This is a genomic window from Stenotrophomonas sp. YJH_SMC_54 (assembly GCF_059368435.1).
The window spans coordinates 133,094-158,487 of the sequence record NZ_JCAFRS010000011.1 but is presented as its reverse complement, the minus strand read 5'-3'; the positions used below and the strand labels follow the sequence as shown (position 1 = coordinate 158,487).

The window sequence follows — 25,394 nt, the reverse complement described above, 5'->3', positions numbered from 1 at the left end:
CTGATCGATGATTCGGTCGGCAAGGTCGCCGAAGGCTCCAGCCTGGTGCACCAGGCCGGCAGCACCATGGGCGAGATCGTCGCCTCGGTGCAGCGCGTGACCGACATCATGGCCGAGATCTCCGCCGCTTCGCAGGAACAGAGCGCCGGCATCGAGCAGGTCAACCAGACCGTGGTGCAGATGGACGAGACCACCCAGCAGAATGCTGCACTGGTGGAAGAAGCCACCGCCGCCGCACGTGCGATGGAAGACCAGGCCGCGCAGCTGGCCGACGCCGTGGCGATCTTCCGCCTCGACAACCAGGTCTCGGCCGCGGTGAAGGCTGTCGCCGAACGCGTGGAACCGGCGCGCATCACCACCGTGGCACGTTCGCAGCCGACCAGCACGCCCACGCCGGTACGTCGCAGCAGCAACGCCAGCACCTTCGCCGCCAGCGACAGCGACTGGCAGGAATTCTGAGACCCACCCGCGGCGGCTTCGGCCGCCGCCTCTGCCGATGGACACGTCCCCCGTGCAAAGTCCTACTCCCATCGTCACCGGCCCGCGCGAATTCGAGTTCGCCGACCGTGATTTCCGCCGCGTCTGCGACCTGATCTACCAGCGCGTGGGCATCGCCCTCGCACCGGCCAAGCGCGACATGGTCTATGGCCGCCTGTCGCGCCGCCTGCGCACGCTGGGCATGCGCAGCTTCCAGCAGTACCTGGACCATCTTGAGCAGGAAGACGGTGACGAGTGGCAGGCGTTCACCAACGCGCTGACCACCAACCTGACCTCGTTCTTCCGCGAGCCGCACCACTTCGACAAGCTGCGCGAAGAACTGCAGCAGCGTTCCAGCCGTTCGCCGCTGCTGCTGTGGTCGTGCGCGGCGTCCACCGGTGAGGAACCCTATTCGATGGCGATCACCGCCTGCGAGGCCTTCGGTACGCTGAAGCCGCCGGTGCGCATCATCGCTACCGACGTCGATACCCAGGTACTGGCCACCGCCGGCCGCGGCGTCTACAACATCGACCGTGTCGCCAATCTCGACCCGGACCTGCGCCGCCGCTACTTCCAGCGTGGCAGCGGTCCCAACGAGGGGCAGTGCCGCGTGCTGCCGGCGCTGCGCGAGCTGATCGAGTTCCGTCCGCTGAACCTGCTCGCCCCGCGCTACGACGTCGGCGGCCCGTTCGACGCGCTGTTCTGCCGCAATGTGATGATCTACTTCGACAAGCCGACCCAGCGCGCCATCCTCGGCCGCCTGGTGCAGCACCTGGCCGACGATGGCCTGCTCTACACCGGACACTCGGAGAACTACCTGCACGCCGCCGACCTGATCCAGCCCTGCGGGCGCACCCTGTACCGCCGCGCGGCAAAGGCCGGCGCATGAACGCCTCACTGCGTACCGACGACGTGATGCGCTACCAGGATGCACGCTTCCAGACCCTTGCCGCCAAGCTGCTGCCCACCCAGTACCTGGTGGTCGATGACACCACCGCGCTGACCACCACCCTGGGTTCGTGCGTGGCCGCCTGCCTGCGCGACCCGGTGCTGAAGATCGGCGGCATGAACCACTTTCTGCTGCCCGAGGGCAACGCCGGCGACGGCGCGCCCGCGCGTTACGGCAGCTATGCGATGGAACTGCTGATCAACGACATGCTCAAGCGCGGCGCGCACCGCAAGCGCATCGAGGCCAAGGTGTTCGGCGGCGCCAACGTACTGAAGGGCTTCACCAGCAATCCGGTCGGTACCCGTAACGCCGAGTTCGTGCGCCAGTACCTGCAGGCCGAGCATATTCCGATCATCGCCGAGGACCTGTGCGGCATCCATCCGCGCAAGATCTGGTTCTTCGCCGACACCGGCCGCGTGGTGGTGCAGCGCCTGCCGCATGCCCACGAAGCCGAAGTGGCTGCCACCGAATCGGCAGTGCGTGCGCGCCTGTCCAAGGCCCCGGTCACCGGTGGCGTGGAGTTGTTCGAATGACCCTGACCGGCAACGCCCCCTGCCGGGTCCTGATCGTCGACGACTCCGCCGTCGTGCGCCAGATGCTCACGGAAATCCTGTCCAGCGATCCGGCCATCGACGTGGTCGGCACAGCTGCCGACCCGCTGCTGGCGCGCGAGAAGATCAAGCGCCTGGCCCCGGACGTGATCACGCTGGACGTGGAAATGCCACGCATGGACGGCCTCGCCTTCCTGGAAAACCTGATGCGGCTGCACCCACTGCCTGTGGTGATGATCTCCTCGTTGACCGAGCGCGGCGCCGATACCACGCTGCAGGCACTGGCACTGGGCGCCGTGGACTTCGTCTCCAAGCCCAAGCTGGACGTCGCACGCGGTCTGCAGGGCTACGCCGACGAGATCATCGCCAAGGTGAAGATGGCGGCGCGCTCGCGGGTGCGCCCGCTGGTGCGTGCTGCCGCTCCGAAACTCCTGCTGGAAGCAGCTCCTGCAATGCGCCCGGCTGCACCGCAGTTCCGCACCACCGACCGCCTGATCGCGATTGGTTCTTCGGCCGGCGGCACCGAGGCGCTGCGCGTGGTGCTGGAAGGCATGCCGGCCGATGCGCCTGCCGTGGTGATGACCCAGCACCTGCCTGCCAGCTTCAGCAGCGCCTTCGCCGAACGCCTGGACCGGCATTCCGCGATGGCCGTGCGTGAGGCCAGCGACGGCGAGGCAGTGCTGCCTGGCCATGCCTACCTGCCACCGGGCGGCAAGCACCTGCGGATCATCCGCGACGGTGCGCGCTGGCGCTGCCGCGTCGATGATGGCCCTGCGGTGAACCGTCACAAGCCCGCGGTGGACGTGCTGTTCCGTTCGGTCGCGCAGAGCGCGGGCGGCAACGCCATCGGCGCCATCCTCACCGGCATGGGTGACGATGGCGCGCGCGGCCTGCTGGAAATGCGCCAGGCCGGCGCGCCGACGCTGGTCCAGGATGAAGCCACCAGCGTGGTCTGGGGCATGCCCGGCGCTGCCTTCAAACTGGGAGCGGCCGAAGAACAGGTGCCATTGGAACGGATCGCCGAACGACTCTTGGCGCTCGCCCGCGGCTGATCGTCCGCGGCATCGCACCGCCTGATTCCCTCTTTCAGATGCCGGCCCCGGAAGGGCCGGCACGGCTGTCGTGTTTTCCAAGGAGTTTGACCATGGCCCTGCGTCTCTTCCGTTACCAACCGTCACTGCTGGCGGCCGCCCTGCTGGCTCCGCTGGCAGCTACCGCAGCCGGCGTGCCGGCACCGCCGCAGGCCACCCCGGGCCTTCCCCCCGCCCCCGTCGCGAAGGGCACCGCCTGGACCGATCGCGTCCACATCCAGAGTGGTCCGGATACCGCATCGAAGCGCCTCCACGCACCCGACGTGGCGTTGCGCATCGTCACCCCCGATGACAGCGAGTCGCTCACGCCAAAGGGCCTCGCACTGCTCTTCAGCGGCAATGAGCCGGACTACTTCCGGCGCAACACCCTGCCCGGCAGCATCGTCGAGAGCCAGGCCAGCCCCGCCACCACGCTGATGCCCAACGTAGCCAGGGCGCTGGTGGGTGGCTACTTCAGCTATGCGCCCGACGCGCTGCCCAACCAGAGCAGCACCCTGCGTTTCAGTGCAGACACCTGGGCGCTGGTGCACCAGGGCAACACGCGGAAGGATCCCCTTTACCGCCTCAACCACGTCAGCACCATCGAGCAACGCCGTGCCGATGGCACCCTGGCTGAAATCATCAGATGCAGTGACAGCGACGACCGGGCGACCCTGGGCGAGTGGCAGGCCAATGACTACGCCAGGCTCAAGATTGCCGCCCAGGTGATCACGATGAAGTGCACCGAGCAGCTCATCAAGCGAATACCGGCGATGTACCCTCGCCCGCTTGCTGCTGAAGATCTCACGGCCTACGCAGGCGGTGCCGTGCCGCCGGCACGGGTGCGCATCTATGCCAGCCTGGGGCGGACCACCACCCTGTACACCGACGCCGCCTGCCGCGAGGACTACCGCGACAGGATCGACGTCAAGTACAACAACGCCGGTGACAAGGGCGTGCTCGGCATCCCCGCCACGGAAACCCTGCGCAGCAAGGAGAACGAGCGGTTCTCCATGCTCAGCTACCAGGAGTACGAAGTCGCCGGCGGCAAGCCGCTGATTGTCGAAGCGCGCTTCGACGCATCAAGCCGCATGTACTGCGACGGGCAGTTGTCGGGTCAGTTCGTGGCCAGGCCCGGACAGGACTACGAAGTGGAAATGGAAGTGGCCGACAAGATGTGCCGCCTGCATCTGCGCCAGGTACACGCCGATGGCAGCACGACGCCACAGGTTGCGCGCAAGACCCCCAGCATCTGTGAGGGCACGCGTGCGCCGGTGCGCGTTGAACCGCGGCAGGACATGCAGGTCCTGCTGTTCAGCCCAGGCCAGCTGCAGATCCAGGATGCCCGTCAGGGCGGCGCACCGGAACGGTTGACCGACGACGCGGGCAGCACCGAGGCAGTGCGGAAGATGCTGCAGCAGGCCAGCAGCAATCCCGGCACACGCCTGTGCGTGGTGGTACCGGCTACCGATTACAGCAGCGCCCTTCACGATGCCGTGCGCGAACGCGTACTGGACGCACCGCAGGTATTGCCCAGCCTGTGGGACGAGGCGGCCACGGTGAACAGGCGCCGCAGTGCCGCCGCCGATGCTCCGGTCGACATCGCCGCTGCGATCGCCCATTGCAATGCGTTCCCGATCAGGGAATTCGCGCCGCACTGAGCAATCGCTCCCCTACCTTCGGCCTTCGCCGGGCATCAACCACCAGAGCGCGCACAGCGCCTCGTCTTCGTTTCCCCAAGGAGTACTACCGTGGCATTACGCCCAACCTGCCTCACCGCCGCGATCGCGGCCACCCTGCTGCTGGCGCCGTCGGCCTACGCCAACGACGAAGCACCCACACCCACGCCTGCCGTGGATTCCGCGGTCACCAGCGGATCAACGCTCGATCCAGCAACGGATGCGGCGACCGCGCCAGACGCGGCGCACGCCCCCACCGCGGCCGATCCGGCCATCGGGAATGTGACAGCCGCCGTGGCACCTCCTGTCGACTACAGCAGCCTGCAGCACATCAAGGTCACTTCCGGACTGGGTGCAGGCCCCAACGGCAATCGCGTGGGCGATCACGTGCTGCGCCTGGTGATGCGTGCCGACACCGCTGCCGTCACCGCGGCCAAGGTCGGCCTGTCTGCTCTGGCGTTCGTCACTGGCGTGGGTGACATCGGCACCAGCAACAGCTTCAGCAAGAACAACGTCCGTGGCGAGGACATCAACTCTGTGCCCAGCCCGGCCTTCGGCGCATTGCCCGGCATGATCCGCGAGCAGCTGGCACTCTATTTCGCGGCCCACCCCGGCGCCATTCCCAGCGACGAGCGCACCGTGGAAGCCAGTGCCGGCCAGTGGTCGCTGGTGTACCAGAAGCTCAGCGATGCAGAGACCCCCTACGAGCTGCGCCACGATGTAACCATCGGCTTCCCGGTGGTGCGCAAGCTGTTCCGCAGCGCCAGTGGCGGCCAGGGCGTGCACTGCCGGGACGAAGCACGGGTTGCCCCGCTGCAGGAATGGCAGGCAGACGACTATGCGAAGGCCAAGGCGGCGTCGCGTGAGTTCGCCGAGGCCTGCATCGCGCGTTTCGTGGCTGAGCTGCCCCGCCTGTTCCCCGACCATGGCGCTCTGCCGCAGCCTGCGGTGGAAGCCGAGCTTCCGGCGGAAACGCCGGCCGTGACCGAGGAAGCGGCGGCCGTTACCCAGGCCTGAACCTGGGTACGCCCCCAAACGAAGAACCCCCGGCTCTCACCGGGGGTTCTTCGTTTCAACGGCGTGCCGGCCAGCGGCCGGCACTACCGCATCAGGCAGCGACCGTGTTGGCCACGTCCTGGTATTCCTCGATCTGGTCGAAGTTCATGTAGCGGTAGATCTCCGCACCATTGGCGTTGATCACGCCGATGTCCGCCATGTACTCCTCCTTGGTCGGGATGCGGCCCAGACGCGAGCAGATCGCGGCCAGTTCGGCCGAACCCAGGTACACGTTGGTGTTGCGGCCCAGGCGGTTCGGGAAGTTGCGGGTCGAGGTCGACATCGCGGTGGAGCCTTCGCGGATCTGCGCCTGGTTGCCCATGCACAGCGAGCAGCCCGGCATTTCCATGCGGGCGCCGGTGGCGCCGAAGGTGCCGTACACGCCTTCCTTGGTCAGCTCCGAAGCATCCATCTTGGTCGGCGGGGCCACCCACAGGCGGGTCGGCAGGTCACGCTTGCCTTCCAGCAGCTTGGCAGCGGCACGGAAGTGACCGATGTTGGTCATGCACGAACCGATGAACACTTCGTCGATCTTGGCGCCAGCGACTTCGGACAGGGTCTTCACGTCGTCCGGATCGTTCGGGCAGGCCACGATCGGCTCGTGGATGTCGGCCAGGTCGATCTCGATGACGGCGGCGTACTCGGCGTCGGCATCCGGCTCCAGCAGCTGCGGGTTGGCCAGCCACGCCTCCATCTTCTCGATGCGACGCTGCAGCGAACGCGGATCCTGGTAGCCCTCGGCAATCATCCACTTCAGCAGCGTGATGTTGCTGGTCAGGTACTCGATGATCGGTTCCTTGTTCAGGCGCACCGAGCAACCGGCCGCCGAACGCTCGGCCGAGGCGTCGGACAGTTCGAACGCCTGTTCGACCTTCAACTCCGGCAGGCCTTCGATTTCCAGGATGCGGCCGGAGAAGATGTTCTTCTTGCCAGCCTTGGCCACGGTCAGCAGGCCCGACTTGATCGCGTACAGCGGGATCGCGTTGACCAGGTCACGCAGGGTCACGCCCGGCTGCATCTTGCCCTTGAAGCGCACCAGCACCGACTCCGGCATGTCCAGCGGCATCACGCCGGTGGCCGCAGCGAAGGCGACCAGGCCCGAACCGGCCGGGAACGAAATGCCCACCGGGAAGCGGGTGTGCGAGTCACCACCGGTACCCACGGTGTCCGGCAGCAGCATGCGGTTGAGCCAGCTGTGGATCACGCCGTCGCCCGGGCGCAGCGAAACGCCGCCACGGGTGGAGATGAACTCCGGCAGGGTGTGGTGGGTCTTCACGTCCACCGGCTTCGGGTAGGCGGCGGTGTGGCAGAACGACTGCATCACCAGATCGGCCGAGAAGCCCAGGCAGGCCAGGTCCTTCAGCTCGTCACGGGTCATCGGGCCGGTGGTGTCCTGCGAGCCGACCGAGGTCATCTTCGGTTCGCAGTAGGTGCCCGGGCGCATGCCCTGGCCTTCCGGCAGGCCACAGGCGCGGCCGACCATCTTCTGTGCCAGCGAGAAGCCCTTGCCGGTGTCGGCCGGCTGCACCGGCAGGCGGAACAGGTTGGTCGGGGCCAGGCCCAGCGCTTCGCGCGCCTTGCCGGTCAGGCCACGGCCGATGATCAGCGGAATGCGGCCACCGGCACGCACTTCGTCGAACAGCACTTCGGACTTGACCTGGAACTCGGCGATCACTTCACCGTTCTTCAGCGCCTTGCCTTCGTACGGACGCAGCTCGACCACATCGCCGTGCTCCATCTTCGACACGTCCAGCTCGATCGGCAGTGCGCCGGCATCTTCCATGGTGTTGTAGAAGATCGGGGCGATCTTCGAACCCAGGCAGACGCCACCGGCGCGCTTGTTCGGGATGAACGGAATGTCATCACCGGTCCACCACAGCACGCTGTTGGTGGCCGACTTGCGCGAGGAGCCGGTACCGACCACGTCGCCGACATAGGCAACCAGGTGGCCCTTGTCCTTCAGGTCGAGGATCTGCTGGATCGGGCCGCGCTTGCCGTCTTCTTCCGGGGTGAACGGCGCGTCGTCGCGCTTGTTCTTCAGCATCGCCAGGGCGTGCATCGGGATGTCCGGGCGGGTGGTCGCATCCGGTGCCGGCGACAGGTCGTCGGTGTTGGTCTCGCCAGGCACCTTGAACACGGTGACCGTCAGGCTCTGCGGCACTTCCGGGTTGCTGGTGAACCACTCGGCATCGGCCCAGCTCTGCAGCACGGCCTGGGCGTTGGCGTTGCCGGCCTTGGCCTTTTCCTGCACGTCGTGGAACGCGTCGAACACCAGCAGGGTCTTCTTCAGGCCGTTGGCGGCAATGGTGCCGACGCTGGTGTCGTCAAGCAGCTGCACCAGCGGCGCAACGTTGTAACCGCCGAGCATGGTGCCCAGCAGTTCGGTGGCGCGCTCGCGGCTGATCAGCGGGTTCTGCTCGCTGCCCAGCGCGATCGCGGCCAGGTACGAGGCCTTGACCTTGGCTGCGTCATCGACGCCGGCCGGCACGCGGTGGGTCAGCAGGTCGAGCAGGAACTCGGCCTCGCCCTGCGGCGGGTTCTTCAGCAGTTCGATGACATCGGCCGTCTGCTGCGCGCTCAGCGGCAGCGGCGGGATGCCAAGCGCAGCGCGCTCGGCGACGTGGTGGCGGTAGGCTTCCAACATGACAACTCCCGGGTAATGCGTAGGTTGAAATAACAAAGTGGGCTCAGGCTTGCGGCACGATCAGCTTCAGGCCCTTGAAGTAGTCGCGGTAAAACGTGTCGTTCCAGGTGATCAGGCCGTCGCACTGCAGCAGTGCGTGGGCGCCGACCATGAATTCGTCCAGGCTGCGGCGGCTGCCGCCGCGCTGGCGATGACGGCGGTGCATCTCGCCGGCGCGCAGTGCCGACTTGGCTTCCATCGGGTTGAAATGCACGCCCATCTCTTCCAGCGCTTCGAGCACTTCGGCACCGCCGCGCAGCGATGCGCAGACTTCGGCCAACGTTGCGCCACAGACCACCACGCGGCCGCCGACCAGGCTCTGCCGCAGGATGGCTTCCACGGCATCGGCCTGCGGACCATTGCTGAGCAGCTCGACCAGAACTGGTGAATCGACGGCGATCATCACCGCTTACTCCTCGTCACGCACCGCGCGCACCGCCGCGTCGGACGATTCGAAGCCGTCCAGCGCGAACTTGCCGCGCGCCCGTGAGATGGCATCGTCAACACTCTTGCGCAGGATGATGCGGCTGCCGTCCAGCTCGACCTTCAGCAGCGTGCCCTTGGTCAGGCCGAGGGCATCACGCACCGCCTTGGGCAGGGTGATCTGTCCGCGTTCAGCGACGGTGGCTTCCATGGGGGGTACGCCTCAAAAAGTATGCATGAATTATACATACTCGCGGCATCTGGAACAAACCCGCCCAATCCGTGACCGCGATCCTGCGCTGGTCGCATCCGGGGGTTAGACTGGCTCCGCAGCGACCTGCTGCGGCCCCGGGCTGGACGCACCGCGTGCCGCCCGCACCTACCCGCCATAAAAGGATGTTCCATGCGCGCCTTGACCCTTGCCCTGATGCTGGCTGCCCCGCTGGCCCTTTCGACGACGGCAGCCCACGCCAATCCGTTCGGCGCCTACACCACCGGCGTCGAGATCACCCAACAGCAGATGGACACCCTGGAAGTCGGCAAGACCAGCCAGGACCAGGTCCGTGAGAAGTTCGGCGCACCCGGCCGCCGCGAACAGCTGGGCGACACGCAGGTCTGGTACTACGACTACGTGAAGATCAAGACCTTCGGCAAGAACATCCAGGAAGCGACCGTCCTGGAATTCAACAAGCAGGGTGTGCTGACGGCCAAGTCCAAGAGCAACGCTGTTGGCAAGACCGGCAATCCGCTGCTGGATGCCGCCAACGGCAAGTAAGTCCTGCTCGACACGCACTTCCGGACGGGGCGCCCATGGGCGTCCCGTCTGCGTTCGGGCCAGCGGGCGACGACCGCACGCGCTGACACGAAGGCTACACACACCGCTGTAACCTTGCGTTCCAAGCCAGCCGGGTCATTGCCGGGCGCTGGATCGCCGATACTGGGCAGGATCCGGGGCCGGAATGCCACCGGCGACCGCAAGCAGGCCCCTGCACGCATGGGCCAGAGCAAGCCATCCGCAAGAAGGAGTTACCCCGCATGAGCGATTCGTTCTCCACCCGCAGCCAGCTGAACGTCGGCGGCAAGACCTACGACTACTTCAGCCTGCCCACGCTGGGCCAGCGCTTCGATATCTCCCACCTGCCCTACTCGATGAAGATCCTGCTGGAGAATCTGCTCCGGCACGAGGACGGCGGCATCACCGTCGGCAAGGACCACATCGAAGCCGTGGCCCGCTGGAATCCGGCGGCCGAACCGGATACCGAGATCGCCTTCATGCCGGCGCGCGTGGTCCTGCAGGATTTCACCGGCGTGCCCTGCGTGGTCGACCTGGCCGCGATGCGCGATGCGGTGGTCAAGCTCGGCGGCTCGCCGGAGCAGATCAACCCGCAGATTCCCTCCGAACTGGTCATCGACCACTCGGTGCAGGTCGATGTGTTCGGCAAGCCGGACGCACTGGACCTCAACGGCAAGATCGAATTCCAGCGCAACCAGGAACGCTACGGCTTCCTGCGCTGGGGCCAGAAGGCCTTCGACAACTTCAAGGTGGTGCCGCCGAACACCGGCATCGTCCACCAGGTGAACCTGGAAAACCTCGCCCGCGTGGTGATGACCGCGGAGAAGGATGGCAAAGCCGTGGCCTACCCCGATACCGTGTTCGGTACCGACAGCCACACCACGATGATCAACGGCATCGGCGTGCTGGGCTGGGGCGTTGGCGGCATCGAAGCGGAGGCCGCCATGCTCGGCCAGCCATCGTCGATGCTGATCCCGCAGGTGGTCGGCTTCAAGCTGACCGGCAAGCTGCCCGAGGGTGCCACCGCCACCGACCTGGTGCTGACCGTCACCCAGATGCTGCGCAAGCTGGGCGTCGTCGGCAAGTTCGTCGAGTTCTACGGTGACGGCCTGCAGCACCTGCCGCTGGCCGACCGCGCCACCATCGGCAACATGGCCCCGGAATACGGCGCCACCTGTGGCATCTTCCCGATCGACGCTGAGTCGCTGAACTACCTGCGCCTGTCCGGCCGCAGCGAAGAGCAGATCAACCTGGTCGAGGCCTACGCCAAGGCGCAGGGCCTGTGGCACGAGCCGGGCAGCCCGCACGCCCAGTACAGCACCACGCTGGAACTGGACATGGGCACGGTGAAGCCGTCGCTGGCCGGCCCGAAGCGCCCGCAGGACCGCGTGCTGCTGGAAGACGTGCAGAAGAACTACCGTGAAGCCCTGGTCGGCATGACCGCCAACCGTGACAAGCGCAGCGACGACGTCTCCTCGTTCGTCAACGAAGGCGGCGGCGCCGCGGTCGGCAACGAGCAGCTGGCCAAGGGCTTCGCCGACATCGAGATCGAAGGCCGCAAGGTCCGCCTGAAGGACGGCGCGGTGGTCATCGCTGCCATCACTTCGTGCACCAATACCTCCAACCCGGCGGTGATGATCGGGGCCGGCCTGCTGGCCCGCAATGCGGCCGCCAAGGGCCTGAACCGCCAGCCGTGGGTGAAGACCTCGCTCGGGCCGGGCTCGCGCGTGGTCACCGATTACCTGGAAAAGGCCGGCGTACTGAAGGAGCTGGAAAAGATCGGCTTCTACGTGGTCGGCTACGGCTGCACCACCTGCATCGGCAACTCCGGCCCGCTGCCGACCGAAGTCAGCGCCGGCATCGCCACCGGCGACCTGGTGGTCACCTCGGTGCTGTCGGGCAATCGCAACTTCGAGGGCCGCGTACACCCCGAAGTGAAGATGAACTACCTGGCCAGCCCGCCGCTGGTGGTGGCCTACGCCATCGCCGGAACCACCGACATCGACCTGACCACCCAGCCGCTGGGTACCGGCAGCGATGGCCAGCCGGTGTTCCTGCGCGACATCTGGCCGAGCAACAAGGAAATCGGTGACGTCATCGCCGCCACCATCGGCCCGGAGATGTTCAAGCAGAACTACGCGGATGTGTTCAAGGGTGACACCCGCTGGAACACCATCGCCTCGCCGGACGGCAACCTGTACGCGTGGAGCGATGCGTCCACCTACATCAAGAACCCGCCGTACTTCGATGGCATGACCATGCAGACCGGCAGCATCGACGACGTGCATGGTGCGCGCGTGATGGGCCTGTTCGGCGATTCGATCACCACCGACCACATCTCCCCGGCCGGCAACATCAAGAAGGACTCGCCGGCGGGCCGCTTCCTGCAGGAACGTGGCGTGCAGCCGGCCGACTTCAACAGCTACGGCAGCCGCCGCGGCAATGATGACGTGATGGTGCGCGGCACCTTCGCCAACATCCGCATCAAGAACCTGATGTTCGGTGGCGAGGAAGGCGGCAACACCCTGTACTACCCGGCCGGTGGCGGCCAGCCGGAAAAGCTGGCGATCTACGATGCGGCCATGAAGTACAAGGCCGACAAGGTGCCGCTGGTGGTGCTGGCCGGCAAGGAATACGGTACCGGCTCGTCGCGTGACTGGGCTGCCAAGGGCACCCTGCTGCTGGGGGTGAAGGCGGTCATCGCCGAAAGCTTCGAGCGCATCCACCGCTCCAACCTGGTCGGCATGGGCGTGCTGCCGCTGCAGTTCCGCAACGGCGAGAACGCGCAGAGCCTGGGCCTGGACGGCTCGGAAGTGATCGACATCACCGGCCTGCAGGATGGCGCCAGCAAGCGCGCCACGGTCACCGCGACCAAGGCCGATGGCACGAAGAAGACCTTCGAGGTGTCGGTGATGCTGCTGACCCCGAAGGAAGTCGAATACTTCCGTCATGGTGGCCTGCTGCAGTACGTGCTGCGCCAGTTGGCCAGCAAGTAACGTTCCGCTCTCGGTAGAGTCGACTGCTGGTCGACTACCCAACAAAAGGGCCGGATCCTCGCGGATCCGGCCCTTCCTGTTTCTCTGCAGCCAGGCATGGCCTGGCTCTACCGCATCTCCGGCGGCACCGGGATGGGCGCCAGGTGCGCGCTCAGCGGCGCGGCGCGTCCGGGTCGGTGCGCAGCGCCTTCAGCAGGCCCCACATGTAGAACGCCAGGGTGAACGAGAACGGCAGGCCGCACAGCACCACCGCCGTCTGCATTGCGCTGAAATTGCCGGCCAGCAGCAGCCCGACGCTGGCCACGGTGATGCCGACGGCCCAGAACACGCGCAGCCAGATCGGCGCGTCATGGCCGTCTTCCACCCCATCGTCAACGCGACGGGTACACAGGTTGGCGATCATCAGCGTGCCCGAATCGACCGGGGTCAGGAACAGCACGAAGCCGATCACCACTGCGGCACCGGCCACGTACGGCGCGGCGGGCAGGTATTCCAGCAGCTTGAACAGCGTCATCGCCGCATCGTGCTGGGCCACGTCACCCAGGATCGCCTGGCCATGGTTGAGCACCAGGTCGATGGCGGTGTTGCCGAAGATCGACAGCCAGGCCAGGGTGAAGCCGAGCGGGATCAGCAGCACGCCCATGATCACTTCGCGGATGGTGCGGCCCCGCGAGATGCGCGCCACGAAAAGGCCGACGAACGGCGCCCAGGCGATCCACCAGGCCCAGTAGAACAGCGTCCACGAGCCCATCCACTCACGGCCCTTCGGGTCGTTGAGGTACATGTCGAAACTCTTGCGCACGAACGCACCGAGGTAATCGCCGGTGTTCTGGATCAGGCCATCGAACAGGTGCAGGGTCGGGCCGGTGACCAGCACGAACAGCAGCAGGCCGCACAGCAGGCGCACGTTGAGATTGGACAACCAGGCAATGCCCTTCTCCACACCGGCGACCACGCCGATGGTGGCCACCACCATCATCACCAGCACGATCGCCACCAGCACCTGCGGCGTATCCGGGATGTGGAACAGGTAGACCAGGCCGGACTGCACCACCAGCGCGCCGATGCCGAGGTTGGTGACCATCGAGATCAGCGTGGCGAGGATGCCGAAGCCATCGACCATGTCGCCGATCCGGCCATGGATGCGCTCACCGAAGATCGGGTACAGCGCCGAGCGCAGCGCCAGCGGCAGGTCACGGCGGTAGGCGAAATAGCCCAGTGCCACGCCGACCAGCGCATACAGCGCCCAGCCGTGCAGGCCCCAGTGCAGGAAGGTGAGCACCATCGCCTCGCGGCCGGCGGCCACGGTGCCGCCGGGTTGCCCGGGCGGATGCAGGAAGTGGTCCAGCGGCTCGTAGGCGCCGTAATACAGCAGCGCGATGCCGATGCCGGCCGAGAACAGCATCGAGACCCAGGCGACGTAGCCGAAGGCCGGCGATTCCTCGTTGTGGCCCAGGCGGATGCGGCCATACGGCGAGAACGCCAGCCACAGCACGAAGCCCAGGCACAGCACGATCAGCAGCATGTACCACCAGCCGAACGCGGCCGACACCTCGGCCTGCGCCCATTGCAGCCAGTGCTCGCTGCCTTCGGGATAGAGAACGGTGAGCAGCCCGAGGATGCCGATCGACACCGAGGAGCTGAAGAAGACAAAACGGTTCAAGCGCAGGGGCGAACGCTTGGGATGAGCCAGGGAAGACATGGGGTCGTCTCATCAAGTCCGAGGGAGCACATGGGCGGGGCCGGACCAGTAAACCGGGCCCATGGCGTGGGGCGCGAGCGCATCCTAGGGTTTATTGATTGAACGTTCAATCAATAAAAAGCATAATGGCGGGCAGCCCGATCCTTCGGGTCGCAATCCGTGGAGAGACAATGCCGAAGAAAGGCGTGGAACCGGTACGGCGCGAACAGCTGATCCGGGCCACTTTCCAGACCATCGACGAGATCGGCATGGCCGATGCGACCGTCGCCACCATCGCGAAGAAGGCAGGGCTGTCCAGCGGCATCGTCGCCCACTACTTCGGCGACAAGGACGGCCTGCTCAATGCTGCAATGCGGCAGATCCTGCGCGAGCTGAAGGACGCGGTCGCCCGCTACCGCGCCGACGCCAGCGACGACCCACGCGAGCAGCTGCGCGCCATCGTCGACGGCAACTTCGACGACAGCCAGATCAACGGCACCGCGATGCGCGTCTGGCTCACCTTCTGGGCCGCGAGCATGCACCAGCCGGAACTGGCCCGGCTGCAGCGCGCCAACGACCAGCGCCTGTTCTCCAACCTGTGCCACCAGTTCAACCGCCTGCTGCCCCACCCGCAGGCCCGCCTGGCCGCCCGCGGGCTGGCCGCGATGATCGATGGCCTGTGGCTGCGCGGCAGCTTGGTCGGCGGCCAGTTCAACGCCGAGAAGTCCCGGCGCATCGCTTACGGCTACATCGACTTCCAGTTGCAGGCTGTCGCGCTATAAGCGCTTCAGCACCCGCCCCCTTCCAAGGAGTACGCCCCATGACCACCCTGCCCGTCCAACAGCTCTACATCCACGGCCAGCGCGTCGATGCCACCAGCGGCAAGACCTTCAAGACCGTCAATCCGGCCACCGGTGAGGTGATCGCCGAAGTGCAGGTTGCCAGCCAGGCCGACGTCGAGCGTGCCGTGCAGAGCGCGTCCGAAGGCCAGAAGGTGTGGGCCGCCATGACCGCCATGGAGCGCTCGCGCATCCTGCGCCGCGCCGTTGAGATCCTGCGTGAGCGCAACGACGAGCTGGCCCACCTGGAAACCCTGGACACCGGCAAGGCGCTGGCCGAAACCACCACGGTGGACATCGTCACCGGGGCCGACGTGGTCGAGTACTACGCCGGCCTGGCCACCGCCATCGAGGGCATCCAGCTGCCGCTGCGCGAATCGAGCTTCTTCTACACCCGCCGCGAGCCGCTGGGCGTGGTCGCCGGCATCGGCGCCTGGAACTACCCGATCCAGATCGCCATGTGGAAGTCGGCCCCGGCCCTGGCCGCCGGCAACGCGATGGTGTTCAAGCCTTCGGAAGTGACCCCGCTGACCGCGATCCGGCTGGCCGAGATCTACACCGAAGCCGGCGTGCCGGCCGGCGTGTTCAACGTCGTGCAGGGCCCGGGCCGCGAGATCGGCCAGTGGCTGACCGAGCACCCGGTGATCGAGAAGATTTCCTTCACCGGCGGCGTCGCCACCGGCAAGAAGGTCATGGCCAGCGCCGCGTCCTCCTCGCTGAAGGAAGTGACCATGGAGCTGGGCGGCAAGTCGCCGCTGGTGATCTGCGATGACGCCGACCTGGACCGCGCCGCCGACATCGCGGTGATGGCCAACTTCTTCAGCTCCGGCCAGGTCTGCACCAACGGCACCCGCGTGTTCGTGCCGCGCAGCATGCTCGCCGCGTTCGAGGCCGCCGTTGTCGAGCGCGTCAAGCGCATCCGCATCGGCGACCCGATGGCCGCCGAAACCAACTTCGGCCCGCTGACCAGCTTCCCGCACATGGAAAACGTGCTGCGCTACATCGAAAGCGGCAAGGCCGAAGGCGCCCGCCTGCTGACCGGCGGTGGCCGTGCCACCGAAGGCGCGCTGGCCAATGGCGCCTACGTTCTGCCGACCGTGTTCTCCGACTGCCGCGATGACATGACCATCGTCAAGGAAGAGATCTTCGGGCCGGTCATGAGCATCCTCGCCTACGACGACGAAGACGAAGTGGTGCGTCGCGCCAACGACACCACCTTCGGTCTGGCCGCCGGCGTGGTCAGCAAGGACATCAGCCGCGCCCACCGCATCATCCACCGCCTGGAAGCCGGCATCTGCTGGATCAATACGTGGGGTGAGTCGCCGGCCGAAATGCCGGTCGGTGGCTACAAGGAATCCGGCGTCGGCCGCGAGAACGGCATCTCCACCCTCGGCCACTACACCCGCATCAAGTCGGTGCAGGTGGAACTGGGCGACTACGCCAGCGTGTTCTGACCGGCGCGCCCCGAGCGCGCACCCTCGTCCGGCCACCGCGCCGATCCGACATTCCGCCGGGACGCCTGCATGCAGCGCGCCCCGGCCTGCAGGAGACACCCATGAGCACCCACAACGAGTACGACTACATCATCATCGGCGCCGGTTCGGCCGGCAACGTGCTGGCTACCCGCCTCACCGAAGATGCCGATGTCAGCGTGCTGCTGCTGGAAGCCGGTGGCCCGGACTACCGGCTCGACTTCCGTACCCAGATGCCGGCGGCACTGGCCTTCCCGCTGCAGGGCAAGCGCTACAACTGGGCGTACAAGACCGATCCCGAGCCCTTCATGAACAACCGCCGCATGGACTGCGGCCGCGGCAAGGGGCTGGGCGGCTCGTCGCTGATCAACGGCATGTGCTATATCCGCGGCAACGCGATGGATTACGACAACTGGGCCAGCATGCCGGGCCTGGAAGACTGGACCTACCTGGACTGCCTGCCGTACTTCCGCAAGGCGGAAACCCGCGACATCGGCCCCAATGACTACCACGGTGGCGACGGCCCGCTGCGCGTGACCACGCCGAAGGCCGGTAACAACGAGCTGTTCGCTGCGATGGTCGAAGCCGGCGTGCAGGCCGGCTACCCGCGCACCGACGACCTCAACGGCTACCAGCAGGAAGGCTTCGGCCCGATGGACCGCACGGTGACCCCGAAGGGCCGTCGCTCCAGCACCGCCCGTGGTTACCTGGACCTCGCCAAGCCGCGCCCGAACCTGACCATCGTCACCCACGCGCTTACCGACCGCATCCTGTTCTCGGGCAAGCGTGCGGTGGGCGTGCAGTGGCTGCACAACGACCAGCCGCAGCGTGCCACCGCGCGCCGCGAAGTGCTGCTGTGTGGCGGCGCCATCGCCTCGCCGCAGATCCTGCAGCGTTCGGGCGTCGGCCCGGCCGACCTGCTGCGCAGCCTGGACATCGACCTGGTGCACCACCTGCCGGGCGTCGGCGCCAACCTGCAGGACCACCTGGAGATGTACCTGCAGTACGAGTGCAAGAAGCCGGTCTCGCTGGCACCGGCACTGAAGCTGTACAACCAGCCGGCCATCGGCGCCGAGTGGCTGTTCCTGGGCACCGGCATCGGCGCCAGCAACCAGTTCGAGGCCGGCGGCTTCATCCGCAGCGACGCCGAATTCGACTGGCCGAACCTGCAGTACCACTTCCTGCCGGTGGCGATCAATTACAACGGCTCCAACCCGATCAAGGCGCACAGCTTCCAGATGCACGTCGGTTCGATGCGCTCGCCCAGCCGCGGCCGCATCCACGTGCGTTCGAAGGATCCGCGCGAACATCCGAGCATCCTCTTCAACTACATGTCGCATGAGCAGGACTGGCGCGAGTTCCGCGCGGCGATCCGCATCACCCGCGAGATCTTCGCGCAGCCGGCGCTGGCACCGTACAGCGGCCGCGAGATTTCCCCGGGCAGCGCGCTGCAGACCGATGCGCAGATCGATGCGTTCGTCCGCGAACATGCCGAGACCGCCTACCACCCGTCGTGCTCGAACAAGATGGGCCACGCCGATGACCCGATGGCGGTGGTCGACGGCCAGGGCCGCGTGCACGGGCTGGAAGGCCTGCGCATCGTCGATGCCTCGATCATGCCGCAGGTGGTGACCGGCAACCTCAACGCGCCGACCATCATGATGGCCGAGAAGCTGGCCGACGTGATCCGCGGCCGCACCCCGCTGGCCCGCAGCACCGCGCCGTACTACAAGGCCAACGGTGCACCGGTGCGCAAGCAGGACTGACGCAAGCGCCCCGCTTGGCGACACGGTCGTGCCGGCCGCTGGCCGGCATCCACCGGAATCCCGATCGAGCGCAGACGCCGGCCAGCGGCCGGCACGACCAAGCAAAGAGGCCCTTCGGGGCCTCTTCGCGTTTTCCCTACGGCGGGGTATGCTGCAATGAACGGCCATTGTCGCTACGCTCAGGGCCGGAACCTAATACATCACGATTCCTGGAGGGGGAATATGAGTCTGGATCGTCCCTGGCTGCAGAGCTATCCGAAAGGCGTTCCCGCCGAAATCGACGTCAACGAGTTCCATTCGGTAGCTTCGGTCTTCGACGCTTCCGTCGCGAAATTCCGCGACCGTCCGGCCTACTCCAGCTTCGGCAAAGTGCTCACCTACGGTGAGACCGATGCGCTGGTCACCCAGTTCGCCGCCTACCTGCTGGGTGAGCTCAAGCTCAAGAAGGGTGACCGCGTCGCCCTGATGATGCCCAACTGCCTGCAGTACCCGGTGGCCACCTTCGGCGTGCTGCGCGCCGGACTGACCGTGGTCAACGTCAACCCGCTGTACACCGCGCGCGAGCTCAAGCACCAGCTGATCGACGCGGGCGTCAGTGCGCTGGTGGTGGTCGACAACTTCGGCGACACCGTCGAACAGGTCATCGCCGATACGCCGGTCAAGCACGTGGTCACCACCGGCCTGGGCGACCTGCTCGGCGCCAAGGGCGCGATCGTCAACTTCGTACTGAAGTACGTCAAGAAGATGGTGCCCAACTACCACATCAAGGGCGCCGTCCGCTTCAGGCAGGCGCTCAAGCTGGGCAGCCGGCACGCGCTTCCGCCTGTCGAGATCGACCACGACGACATCGCCTTCCTGCAGTACACCGGCGGTACCACCGGCGTGGCCAAGGGCGCGATGCTGACCAACCGCAACCTGATCGCCAACATGCAGCAGGCCTCGGCGTGGCTGTCCACCTCGGGCATCGAGCCGGGCAAGGAAGTGATCATCACTGCCCTGCCGCTGTACCACATCTTCGCGTTGACCGCGAACGGCCTGGTCTTCATGAAGTTCGGTGGCTGCAACCACCTGATCACCAACCCGCGCGACATGAAGGGCTTCGTCAAGGAGCTCAAGGGCACCCGCTTCACCGCCATCACCGGCGTCAACACGCTGTTCAACGGCCTGCTCAACACGCCCGGCTTCGACGAGATCGACTTCTCTTCGGTCAAGTTCACCCTCGGCGGCGGCATGGCGGTACAACGTGCCGTGGCCGAACGCTGGAAGAAGGTCACCGGGGTGACCCTGGTCGAAGCCTATGGCCTGACCGAGACCTCGCCGGCAGCCTGCATCAACCCGCTCACCCTGCCCGAGTACAACGGCGCCATCGGGCTGCCGATCCCGTCCACCGATGCCTGCATCAAGGACGACAACGGCAACATCTTGGCGCTGGGCGAAGTGGGCGAGCTGTGCATCAAGGGCCCGCAGGTGATGAAGGGCTACTGGCAGCGCCCGGAGGAAACCGCCACCGCCATCGACGCCGACGGCTGGCTGCACACCGGCGACATGGCGAAGATGGACGAACAGGGCTTCTTCTACATCGTCGACCGCAAGAAGGACATGATCCTGGTGTCCGGCTTCAACGTGTACCCGAACGAGGTCGAGGACGTCATCGCGATGATGCCCGGCGTGTTGGAAGTGGCTGCGGTCGGTGTCCCGGACGAGAAGTCCGGCGAGGTCGTGAAGGTCGTGATCGTGAAGAAGGACCCGAACCTGACCGCGGAAATGGTCAAGGAACATGCCCGGGCCAACCTGACCGGTTACAAGCACCCCAGAATCGTAGAATTCCGAAAGGAGCTGCCGAAGACCAACGTCGGCAAGATTCTCCGTCGCGAGCTGCGTGATACGCCCGCCCAGTAAGGGTTTCCGGGCAACACGACAGTACAGGGGACCCCGCCGGAGACGGCGGGGTCTTTTTATTGCCGGAACATGGCCGGCCCGGCGCTTGCGGGCGGTTCACGACGGGTGCATAGAATCAGTCGCCGCCGCATGTTCAGCTCGCCCCCTCACTCCTCTCCGTCCGCTCTGCGGTTGGCCGGACGGTCACACGGAGAACTCCCATGTCTGCAGTACGCCCCATCATTACCCGTCCCTCGCAGCACCCTACCCTGCGTATCACCGAAGAACCCGAGCGGGATGTTTACTGGATCCATATGCACGCCAACCTGGTCAACCAGCCAGGCCGGCCGTGCTTCGCCTCACGCCTGGTCGATGACATCGTCGACTACCAGCGCGAACTGGGCGATCGCCTCAGCGCCTCGCACGCTCTGTCACCCCATGTCGTACTTGCCTCGGACAGCGACGTGTTCAACCTGGGCGGCGATCTCGAACTATTCTGCCGCCTGATCCGCGAGGGCGACCGCGCCCGCCTGCTCGACTATGCCCAGCGCTGCGTGCGCGGCGTGCATGCCTTCCATGCCGGCCTGGGCACCCGTGCCCACAGCATCGCCCTGGTCCAGGGCAATGCACTGGGGGGCGGCTTCGAGGCCGCACTGAGCTGCCACACCATCGTCGCCGAGGAAGGCGTGTTGATGGGCCTGCCGGAGGTGCTGTTCGACCTGTTCCCCGGCATGGGCGCCTACTCCTTCCTGTGCCAGCGGATCAGTCCGCGGCTGGCGGAGAAGATCATGCTGGAAGGCAACCTCTACACCGCCAGCCAGCTGAAGGAAATGGGCCTGGTCGACATCGTGGTGCCGGTGGGCGAAGGTGTTGCCGCAGTCGAACAGGTGATCAAGGAAAGCCGACGCATCCCGCACGCCTGGGCGGCGATGCGTGAGGTCAACGAGATCGCCACCATGGTGCCGCTGCATGAAATGATGCGGATCACCGAGATCTGGGTAGACACTGCGATGCAGCTCGGCGAGAAGTCCCTGCGCACCATGGATCGGCTGGTACGGGCGCAGGCCCGGCGCAATGGCGACCCGGCCTGATCGTCTGGCGGGTCAGGACGGGCTGCGCTCGCTATCGTCGCGGTGCGGTGCCCCCGCACTACGGGCAGCCAACGCATTCCTGCCATTGCGCAGAGCGGTCGCCAGGTTGCTGAGGCGGGAGCTCCATTCACCCTTCAGCTGCCAGTCCGCCATGCGCATGATTTCGCCACTGGAGGCGGCAACCTGGACAAGCCCCAGGTTGCTTGCCACGCCGCGCAGCGCGTGGGCGTGCTCGCGGAAATCCTCCCAGGCCTGGCGCTCGCCGCAGCCTTGGAGCTGGCCCATGCTCGCGTCGACGTCCGCCAGGCACTGGTCGATGAACTTGCGTTCGAAGCCATCGCCCATGCCCAGCGACGCCAACTCGTCCAGGACCGCGGTATCGAGCACGCCATCGCCGACCGGCAATGCAGGCACCGACTGGATGCCGGGTTCTGAGCGGGTGTTGGCGGCGACATCGGCCAGCACTTCCAGCAGGCGGGTGGCCACCACGGGCTTGGCAAGGAAGGCGCGGGCGCCGGCCTGCTCGCAACGCAGGATGGACTCGGGGGTGACGTCTGCGCTCAGCACCATGACCGGAACGTAAGGCATGCCGCTGGCCTGCATCACCCGTAACTGCTTGAGCAGATCCAGTCCGCTCATGCCGGGCATGTGCAGGTCGACGATCGCTGCGTCGTAACTGGCCTGCTCCAGCGCATCGAGCACTTCGGCGCCGCCGTTGACGCAGGTGACCTTGTGGCCGGCCTTCTCCAGCAGCCGCTGCAGCACCATGCGGTTGGCCTCGTGGTCGTCGGCGACCAGAACCCGCAGGCTCCGCACCCGTGCGCGATGGCGCAGGAAGGGGTTGGAAAACGCGATGACATTGCCGGCTTCAGCCACCTCGGACGGAACCGCCGGGGCTGATGAGGTGTCTGCGACGTCCAGCGTGATCTCGACCCAGAACACGCTGCCGCGCGGGCTGTTCGGCGCATAGCCGACCTGCCCGCCCATCGACTCGACCAGGCCCTTGGCAATGGCGGTGCCCAGACCGGTGCCTTCATGGCGACGGGCCAGGCCGACATCGCCCTGCTCGAACGCATTGAACAGGCGTCCGCGCAACGCCACCGGCACGCCGATGCCGGTATCGACGATCTCGAATCGCAGGCGCATCCGCTCGCTGCCCAGCGCATCGGGGCTGGACACGCGCAGATGCACGTAGCCACTGTCGGTGAACTTGACCGCGTTGCCCATCAGGTTCAGCAGGATCTGCTGCAGATGCCCGGCATCCCCGAGCAGGCGCGGCGGCACGTTGTCGTCCACCTGCACGCGATAATCCAGCGATTTGGAGCGGGTCTGCGGGGTCAGGATCAGGTTGATCGCCTGCAGCACGTCGGCCAGCGCGAACTCGTGCCACTCCACGCGCACCTTGCCAGCTTCGATCGCGGAGATGTCCAGCACCTCTTCCACCAGCGCCAGCAGGCTGCGGGTCGAGGCCTGGATGGTGTTCAGGCACTCGCGCTGTTCGTCGTCCAGGCGGGTGGTGGCCAGCACTTCGGTCATGCCGGCCAGCCCGTTCAACGGCGTGCGGAACTCATGGCTCATGTTGGCCAGGAAGCGGCTCTTGGCTTCGTTGGCCTGGCGCGCCTCGGCCACCGCCCGGGTCAAGGCATGCAGCAGCGAATCGAAGTACAGCGGAATCGCACCCAGGCCCAGCAACAGGCCCCAGCCCAGATAATCGTGGCCGCGCCAGTACGGCGACAGCATCACCGTGCACAGGAAGGCCAGGCAGCCCATGGCCGTGGCCACGCGCAGGTAGGTGCTGCCGTAGCGCATGCCGTTGCCGATCGTCACCCACAGCATCACCGCATACAGCGGTGCGGCCGGCTCGCCCTGGATGGTCATGATCCAGGCCATGCAGGTGTAATCGGTCAGCATGCCGATCACCCGGCGCACATGCGACACGCCCGGATTGACCAGGATCGCGGTCAGCAGGCCGGCGGAAATGGTCAGCTCGAAGGCGAGGATCAGCCACGTCGCCGTCAGCGCCTCACCGCCGCCGCTCAGCGAGCGCCAGCCGAGATAGCTGATGAACAGTGCCGTGATGATGATGCGGATCAGGTTCTGCGCGTGCTCGCTGTCCTCGCGCCCGGACAGGCGCTGCTTGAAGCGGGCCAACAGCGAGCGCTTGTCGGATCCAGCGGCGGGAATCGTATCCATGGTTGGATGTCGCATCCTTCGGCGCAGCAGGGAGGAGCAGCACAACGGTACTGCCAGCAACCCCAACCACAGGGAAATGGCCAGCCCCAGGTTGGCCTGCCAATAGGGAGTCAACAGCACGGTAGTGCCGAAACTGATCATCGCCAGCACGATGGCAGCGGTCAGGTAACGCGGCCCGAAGCGCAGGCCGTTGCCCACCGTGACCCACATCACCACCGCATACACCCACGCCAGCGGCTCACCCATCTGGATCATGCCGATCGCGATCAGGCCGTAATCGGCCAGCATCCCGGCCACCCGCCGCGGGTCCGAGCGCTGCGGCTTCCACAGCAGCCAGCCGAACAACAGCAGCGACAGGCCCAGCCCGGTCACCGCCGTTGCCAGCGCGCCCTGGTACTGATCCAGCCGGTGCAGGCGGGCGCCGGACAACAGAACATAGACCAGGATCAGCGAGATCAGCACCACCCGCACGATCGCCTGGCCATGTTCCGAATCCGGACGCTGCGCCAGCCGACGCCTCACGCGTGCGAACAGGTCCTGCATGTCACCCACCCGGTCGCGTCGATGCCGTCGAGTGCTGGGCGCAGATATCCATCAACTGCTGGTGGCCGCGCATCAGCGCATCCACGCAGCGCGGATCGAACAGTCGCCCACGCTGGGCGTACAGATAAGCCAGAGTGGCTTCCATGGTCCATGCTTCCTTGTACGGACGGGGCGAGATCAGCGCATCGAAGACGTCGGCGACAGCAACGATCCGCGCTTCCAGCGGGATCGCTTCGCCGACCAGGCCGTCGGGATAGCCGCTGCCGTCGTAACGTTCGTGATGGCGCAGCGCGATGAGCGCGCCCACCTGGATGAAACGGTTCTGGCTGCCACTGAGCAGCTCGTGGCCGATGCGTGGGTGCCGGCGCATGATCGCCAGCTCCTCGTCATTGAGCTTGCCCTGCTTGAGCAGCACCGCGTCGGGAATGGCGATCTTGCCCATGTCATGCAGCGGCGCCGCCATCTCGATCAGGCGCACGTCGTCTTCGGGCAGGCCAAGCTGCTCGGCGATCAGCCCCGCAACGCGCGCCATGCGTTCGAGATAGGCGCTGGTGCCGGCATCACGGAACTCGATCGCCCGCGCCAATCGCGACAGTGTCTCGCGTTCGCGTTCCTCGACCTCGTGCATGCTGGCCAGCAGGCGCTGCTCCAGCGACAACGCACGTTGCTTCACGTTCTCGGTCTGCTGGCGCAGCTGCAGCAGGTTGTAGCAGCGCGCGCGCAGTTCGCGCGGACGGATCGGCTTGACCAGGAAGTCGATGACCCCTGCTTCCAGCGCCGCCTGGCGGATCGGCTCGTCGCCGACCACGGTGATCAGGATCACCGGGATATCGCGGTGCTTGGGCAGGCGCCGGAATCGACGGGCGAACTCCAGCCCGTCCATCTCCGGCATGCGGTAATCGAGCAGCAACAGGTCGACCGGGTGCGCCTCGCACCAGGCCAATGCGGTCAGCGGATCACCGAAGTCATACACGCTCAGTTCCGGCGCAATGTCTTCGATGACGTGACGCAGCATCGTCCGCGCGGACGTCTGGTCGTCAACAATGACGATGTTCAACGCGTACTCCGCCTGGTTTCTCGACCATGCTGGATCATCAGCAGGCGAGGATACCCTGCTGCTGCGAACGCTCGCACCCTGCATCGGCCCGACTCCCGTGTCATGCGTCCCGGTTCATGATCGTCATCACATTGTGAAGCGGACTCTCCACAATGCGCACTCCCCCTGGCGCCGATCAAGCCATAACAGACGTCAAG

The 25,394-nt window shown here is 66.2% G+C and carries 19 protein-coding genes; 13 read left to right on the top strand and 6 right to left on the bottom strand.

The genetic code is table 11. The features are described 5' to 3' along the window. The 6 genes from AC5P5S_RS14110 to AC5P5S_RS14085 all read left to right on the top strand — a co-directional run. On the top strand, positions 1-459 hold a 459-nt coding region (locus tag AC5P5S_RS14110), incomplete at its 5' end, for a methyl-accepting chemotaxis protein (protein WP_495205351.1). Positions 460-496: 37 nt separating this feature from the next. Then, positions 497-1,366, top strand: a complete 870-nt coding sequence (locus tag AC5P5S_RS14105; RefSeq protein WP_049402309.1) for a CheR family methyltransferase — start codon at positions 497-499, stop codon at positions 1,364-1,366. Beyond that, positions 1,363-1,959: a chemoreceptor glutamine deamidase CheD gene (cheD, locus tag AC5P5S_RS14100; RefSeq protein WP_005409511.1), complete on the top strand. Its 597-nt coding sequence runs from the start codon at positions 1,363-1,365 to the stop codon at positions 1,957-1,959. The genes AC5P5S_RS14105 and cheD overlap by 4 nt, the downstream gene beginning before the upstream one ends. After that, entirely contained in the window at positions 1,956-3,029 is a 1,074-nt protein-coding gene (locus tag AC5P5S_RS14095) for a protein-glutamate methylesterase/protein-glutamine glutaminase (protein WP_005409510.1), read from the top strand. The genes cheD and AC5P5S_RS14095 overlap by 4 nt, the downstream gene beginning before the upstream one ends. Before the next feature lie 92 nt (positions 3,030-3,121). Beyond that, entirely contained in the window at positions 3,122-4,708 is a 1,587-nt protein-coding gene (locus AC5P5S_RS14090) for a hypothetical protein (protein WP_062605868.1), read from the top strand. A gap of 90 nt (positions 4,709-4,798) precedes the next feature. After that, positions 4,799-5,743 (top strand): hypothetical protein, encoded by a 945-nt coding sequence (locus AC5P5S_RS14085; protein WP_005409508.1) that lies wholly within the window; start codon positions 4,799-4,801, stop codon positions 5,741-5,743. A gap of 91 nt (positions 5,744-5,834) precedes the next feature. Here the strand turns inward: AC5P5S_RS14085 and acnB are convergent, their stop codons facing one another. Genes acnB through AC5P5S_RS14070 form a run of 3 tightly spaced genes read right to left on the bottom strand, consistent with a single transcriptional unit; the run spans position 5,835 to position 9,099 of the window. Then, a complete protein-coding gene (acnB, locus tag AC5P5S_RS14080) occupies positions 5,835-8,426 on the bottom strand; it encodes a bifunctional aconitate hydratase 2/2-methylisocitrate dehydratase (protein WP_005409507.1) in 2,592 nt (863 codons plus the stop codon). Positions 8,427-8,469: 43 nt separating this feature from the next. Further along, positions 8,470-8,868: a type II toxin-antitoxin system VapC family toxin gene (locus AC5P5S_RS14075; RefSeq protein WP_005409506.1), complete on the bottom strand. Its 399-nt coding sequence runs from the start codon at positions 8,866-8,868 to the stop codon at positions 8,470-8,472. Between the two features lie 6 nt (positions 8,869-8,874). Further along, positions 8,875-9,099 carry an AbrB/MazE/SpoVT family DNA-binding domain-containing protein gene (locus AC5P5S_RS14070; RefSeq protein ID WP_005409505.1) on the bottom strand — a complete coding sequence of 75 codons (225 nt, stop codon included), beginning with the start codon at positions 9,097-9,099 and terminating at the stop codon, positions 8,875-8,877. A 192-nt stretch (positions 9,100-9,291) separates the two neighbouring features. On the opposite strand from AC5P5S_RS14070, the gene bamE reads away from it, so the two are divergent. Then, complete coding sequence (gene bamE, locus AC5P5S_RS14065) at positions 9,292-9,663, top strand: outer membrane protein assembly factor BamE domain-containing protein (RefSeq protein WP_005409504.1); 372 nt, start codon at positions 9,292-9,294, stop codon at positions 9,661-9,663. Between the two features lie 260 nt (positions 9,664-9,923). Next, positions 9,924-12,677: an aconitate hydratase AcnA gene (acnA, locus tag AC5P5S_RS14060; protein ID WP_024957437.1), complete on the top strand. Its 2,754-nt coding sequence runs from the start codon at positions 9,924-9,926 to the stop codon at positions 12,675-12,677. A gap of 151 nt (positions 12,678-12,828) precedes the next feature. Here acnA and AC5P5S_RS14055 read toward each other — a convergent pair whose 3' ends face one another. Beyond that, positions 12,829-14,379, bottom strand: coding sequence for a BCCT family transporter (locus AC5P5S_RS14055; RefSeq protein ID WP_005409502.1), 1,551 nt, complete (start codon positions 14,377-14,379; stop codon positions 12,829-12,831). Positions 14,380-14,549: 170 nt separating this feature from the next. On the opposite strand from AC5P5S_RS14055, the gene betI reads away from it, so the two are divergent. From betI to rpfF, 5 genes are all read left to right on the top strand, one after another. Next, complete coding sequence (gene betI, locus AC5P5S_RS14050) at positions 14,550-15,140, top strand: transcriptional regulator BetI (RefSeq protein ID WP_005409501.1); 591 nt, start codon at positions 14,550-14,552, stop codon at positions 15,138-15,140. Positions 15,141-15,178: 38 nt separating this feature from the next. Further along, complete coding sequence (gene betB, locus AC5P5S_RS14045) at positions 15,179-16,651, top strand: betaine-aldehyde dehydrogenase (RefSeq protein WP_005409500.1); 1,473 nt, start codon at positions 15,179-15,181, stop codon at positions 16,649-16,651. 101 nt (positions 16,652-16,752) lie between these two features. After that, complete coding sequence (gene betA / locus AC5P5S_RS14040) at positions 16,753-18,435, top strand: choline dehydrogenase (RefSeq protein ID WP_005409499.1); 1,683 nt, start codon at positions 16,753-16,755, stop codon at positions 18,433-18,435. Between the two features lie 222 nt (positions 18,436-18,657). Further along, entirely contained in the window at positions 18,658-20,334 is a 1,677-nt protein-coding gene (locus AC5P5S_RS14035; protein WP_062605870.1) for a long-chain fatty acid--CoA ligase, read from the top strand. 200 nt (positions 20,335-20,534) lie between these two features. Beyond that, positions 20,535-21,404, top strand: coding sequence for a diffusible signal factor synthase RpfF (rpfF, locus tag AC5P5S_RS14030; protein WP_012480080.1), 870 nt, complete (start codon positions 20,535-20,537; stop codon positions 21,402-21,404). Between the two features lie 12 nt (positions 21,405-21,416). On the opposite strand, the gene AC5P5S_RS14025 is transcribed toward rpfF, so the two are convergent. Next, positions 21,417-24,140, bottom strand: a complete 2,724-nt coding sequence (locus AC5P5S_RS14025; protein ID WP_081113735.1) for a response regulator — start codon at positions 24,138-24,140, stop codon at positions 21,417-21,419. Position 24,141: 1 nt separating this feature from the next. Continuing rightward, positions 24,142-25,281, bottom strand: coding sequence for a cyclic di-GMP phosphodiesterase response regulator RpfG (gene rpfG, locus AC5P5S_RS14020; protein ID WP_005409495.1), 1,140 nt, complete (start codon positions 25,279-25,281; stop codon positions 24,142-24,144). Between the last annotated feature and the right edge of the window lie 113 nt (positions 25,282-25,394).

Bases quoted from the DNA above. Each gene is read 5' to 3' on its own strand.
- AC5P5S_RS14105 (WP_049402309.1), top strand. From the start codon at position 497: ATGGACACGTCCCCCGTGCAAAGTCCTACTCCCATCGTCACCGGCCCG.
- cheD (WP_005409511.1), top strand. From the start codon at position 1,363: ATGAACGCCTCACTGCGTACCGACGACGTGATGCGCTACCAGGATGCA.
- AC5P5S_RS14095 (WP_005409510.1), top strand. From the start codon at position 1,956: ATGACCCTGACCGGCAACGCCCCCTGCCGGGTCCTGATCGTCGACGAC.
- AC5P5S_RS14090 (WP_062605868.1), top strand. From the start codon at position 3,122: ATGGCCCTGCGTCTCTTCCGTTACCAACCGTCACTGCTGGCGGCCGCC.
- acnB (WP_005409507.1), bottom strand. From the start codon at position 8,426: ATGTTGGAAGCCTACCGCCACCACGTCGCCGAGCGCGCTGCGCTTGGC.
- AC5P5S_RS14075 (WP_005409506.1), bottom strand. From the start codon at position 8,868: ATGATCGCCGTCGATTCACCAGTTCTGGTCGAGCTGCTCAGCAATGGT.
- AC5P5S_RS14070 (WP_005409505.1), bottom strand. From the start codon at position 9,099: ATGGAAGCCACCGTCGCTGAACGCGGACAGATCACCCTGCCCAAGGCG.
- bamE (WP_005409504.1), top strand. From the start codon at position 9,292: ATGCGCGCCTTGACCCTTGCCCTGATGCTGGCTGCCCCGCTGGCCCTT.
- acnA (WP_024957437.1), top strand. From the start codon at position 9,924: ATGAGCGATTCGTTCTCCACCCGCAGCCAGCTGAACGTCGGCGGCAAG.
- AC5P5S_RS14055 (WP_005409502.1), bottom strand. From the start codon at position 14,379: ATGTCTTCCCTGGCTCATCCCAAGCGTTCGCCCCTGCGCTTGAACCGT.
- betI (WP_005409501.1), top strand. From the start codon at position 14,550: ATGCCGAAGAAAGGCGTGGAACCGGTACGGCGCGAACAGCTGATCCGG.
- betB (WP_005409500.1), top strand. From the start codon at position 15,179: ATGACCACCCTGCCCGTCCAACAGCTCTACATCCACGGCCAGCGCGTC.
- betA (WP_005409499.1), top strand. From the start codon at position 16,753: ATGAGCACCCACAACGAGTACGACTACATCATCATCGGCGCCGGTTCG.
- AC5P5S_RS14035 (WP_062605870.1), top strand. From the start codon at position 18,658: ATGAGTCTGGATCGTCCCTGGCTGCAGAGCTATCCGAAAGGCGTTCCC.
- rpfF (WP_012480080.1), top strand. From the start codon at position 20,535: ATGTCTGCAGTACGCCCCATCATTACCCGTCCCTCGCAGCACCCTACC.
- AC5P5S_RS14025 (WP_081113735.1), bottom strand. From the start codon at position 24,140: ATGCAGGACCTGTTCGCACGCGTGAGGCGTCGGCTGGCGCAGCGTCCG.
- rpfG (WP_005409495.1), bottom strand. From the start codon at position 25,281: ATGCAGGGTGCGAGCGTTCGCAGCAGCAGGGTATCCTCGCCTGCTGAT.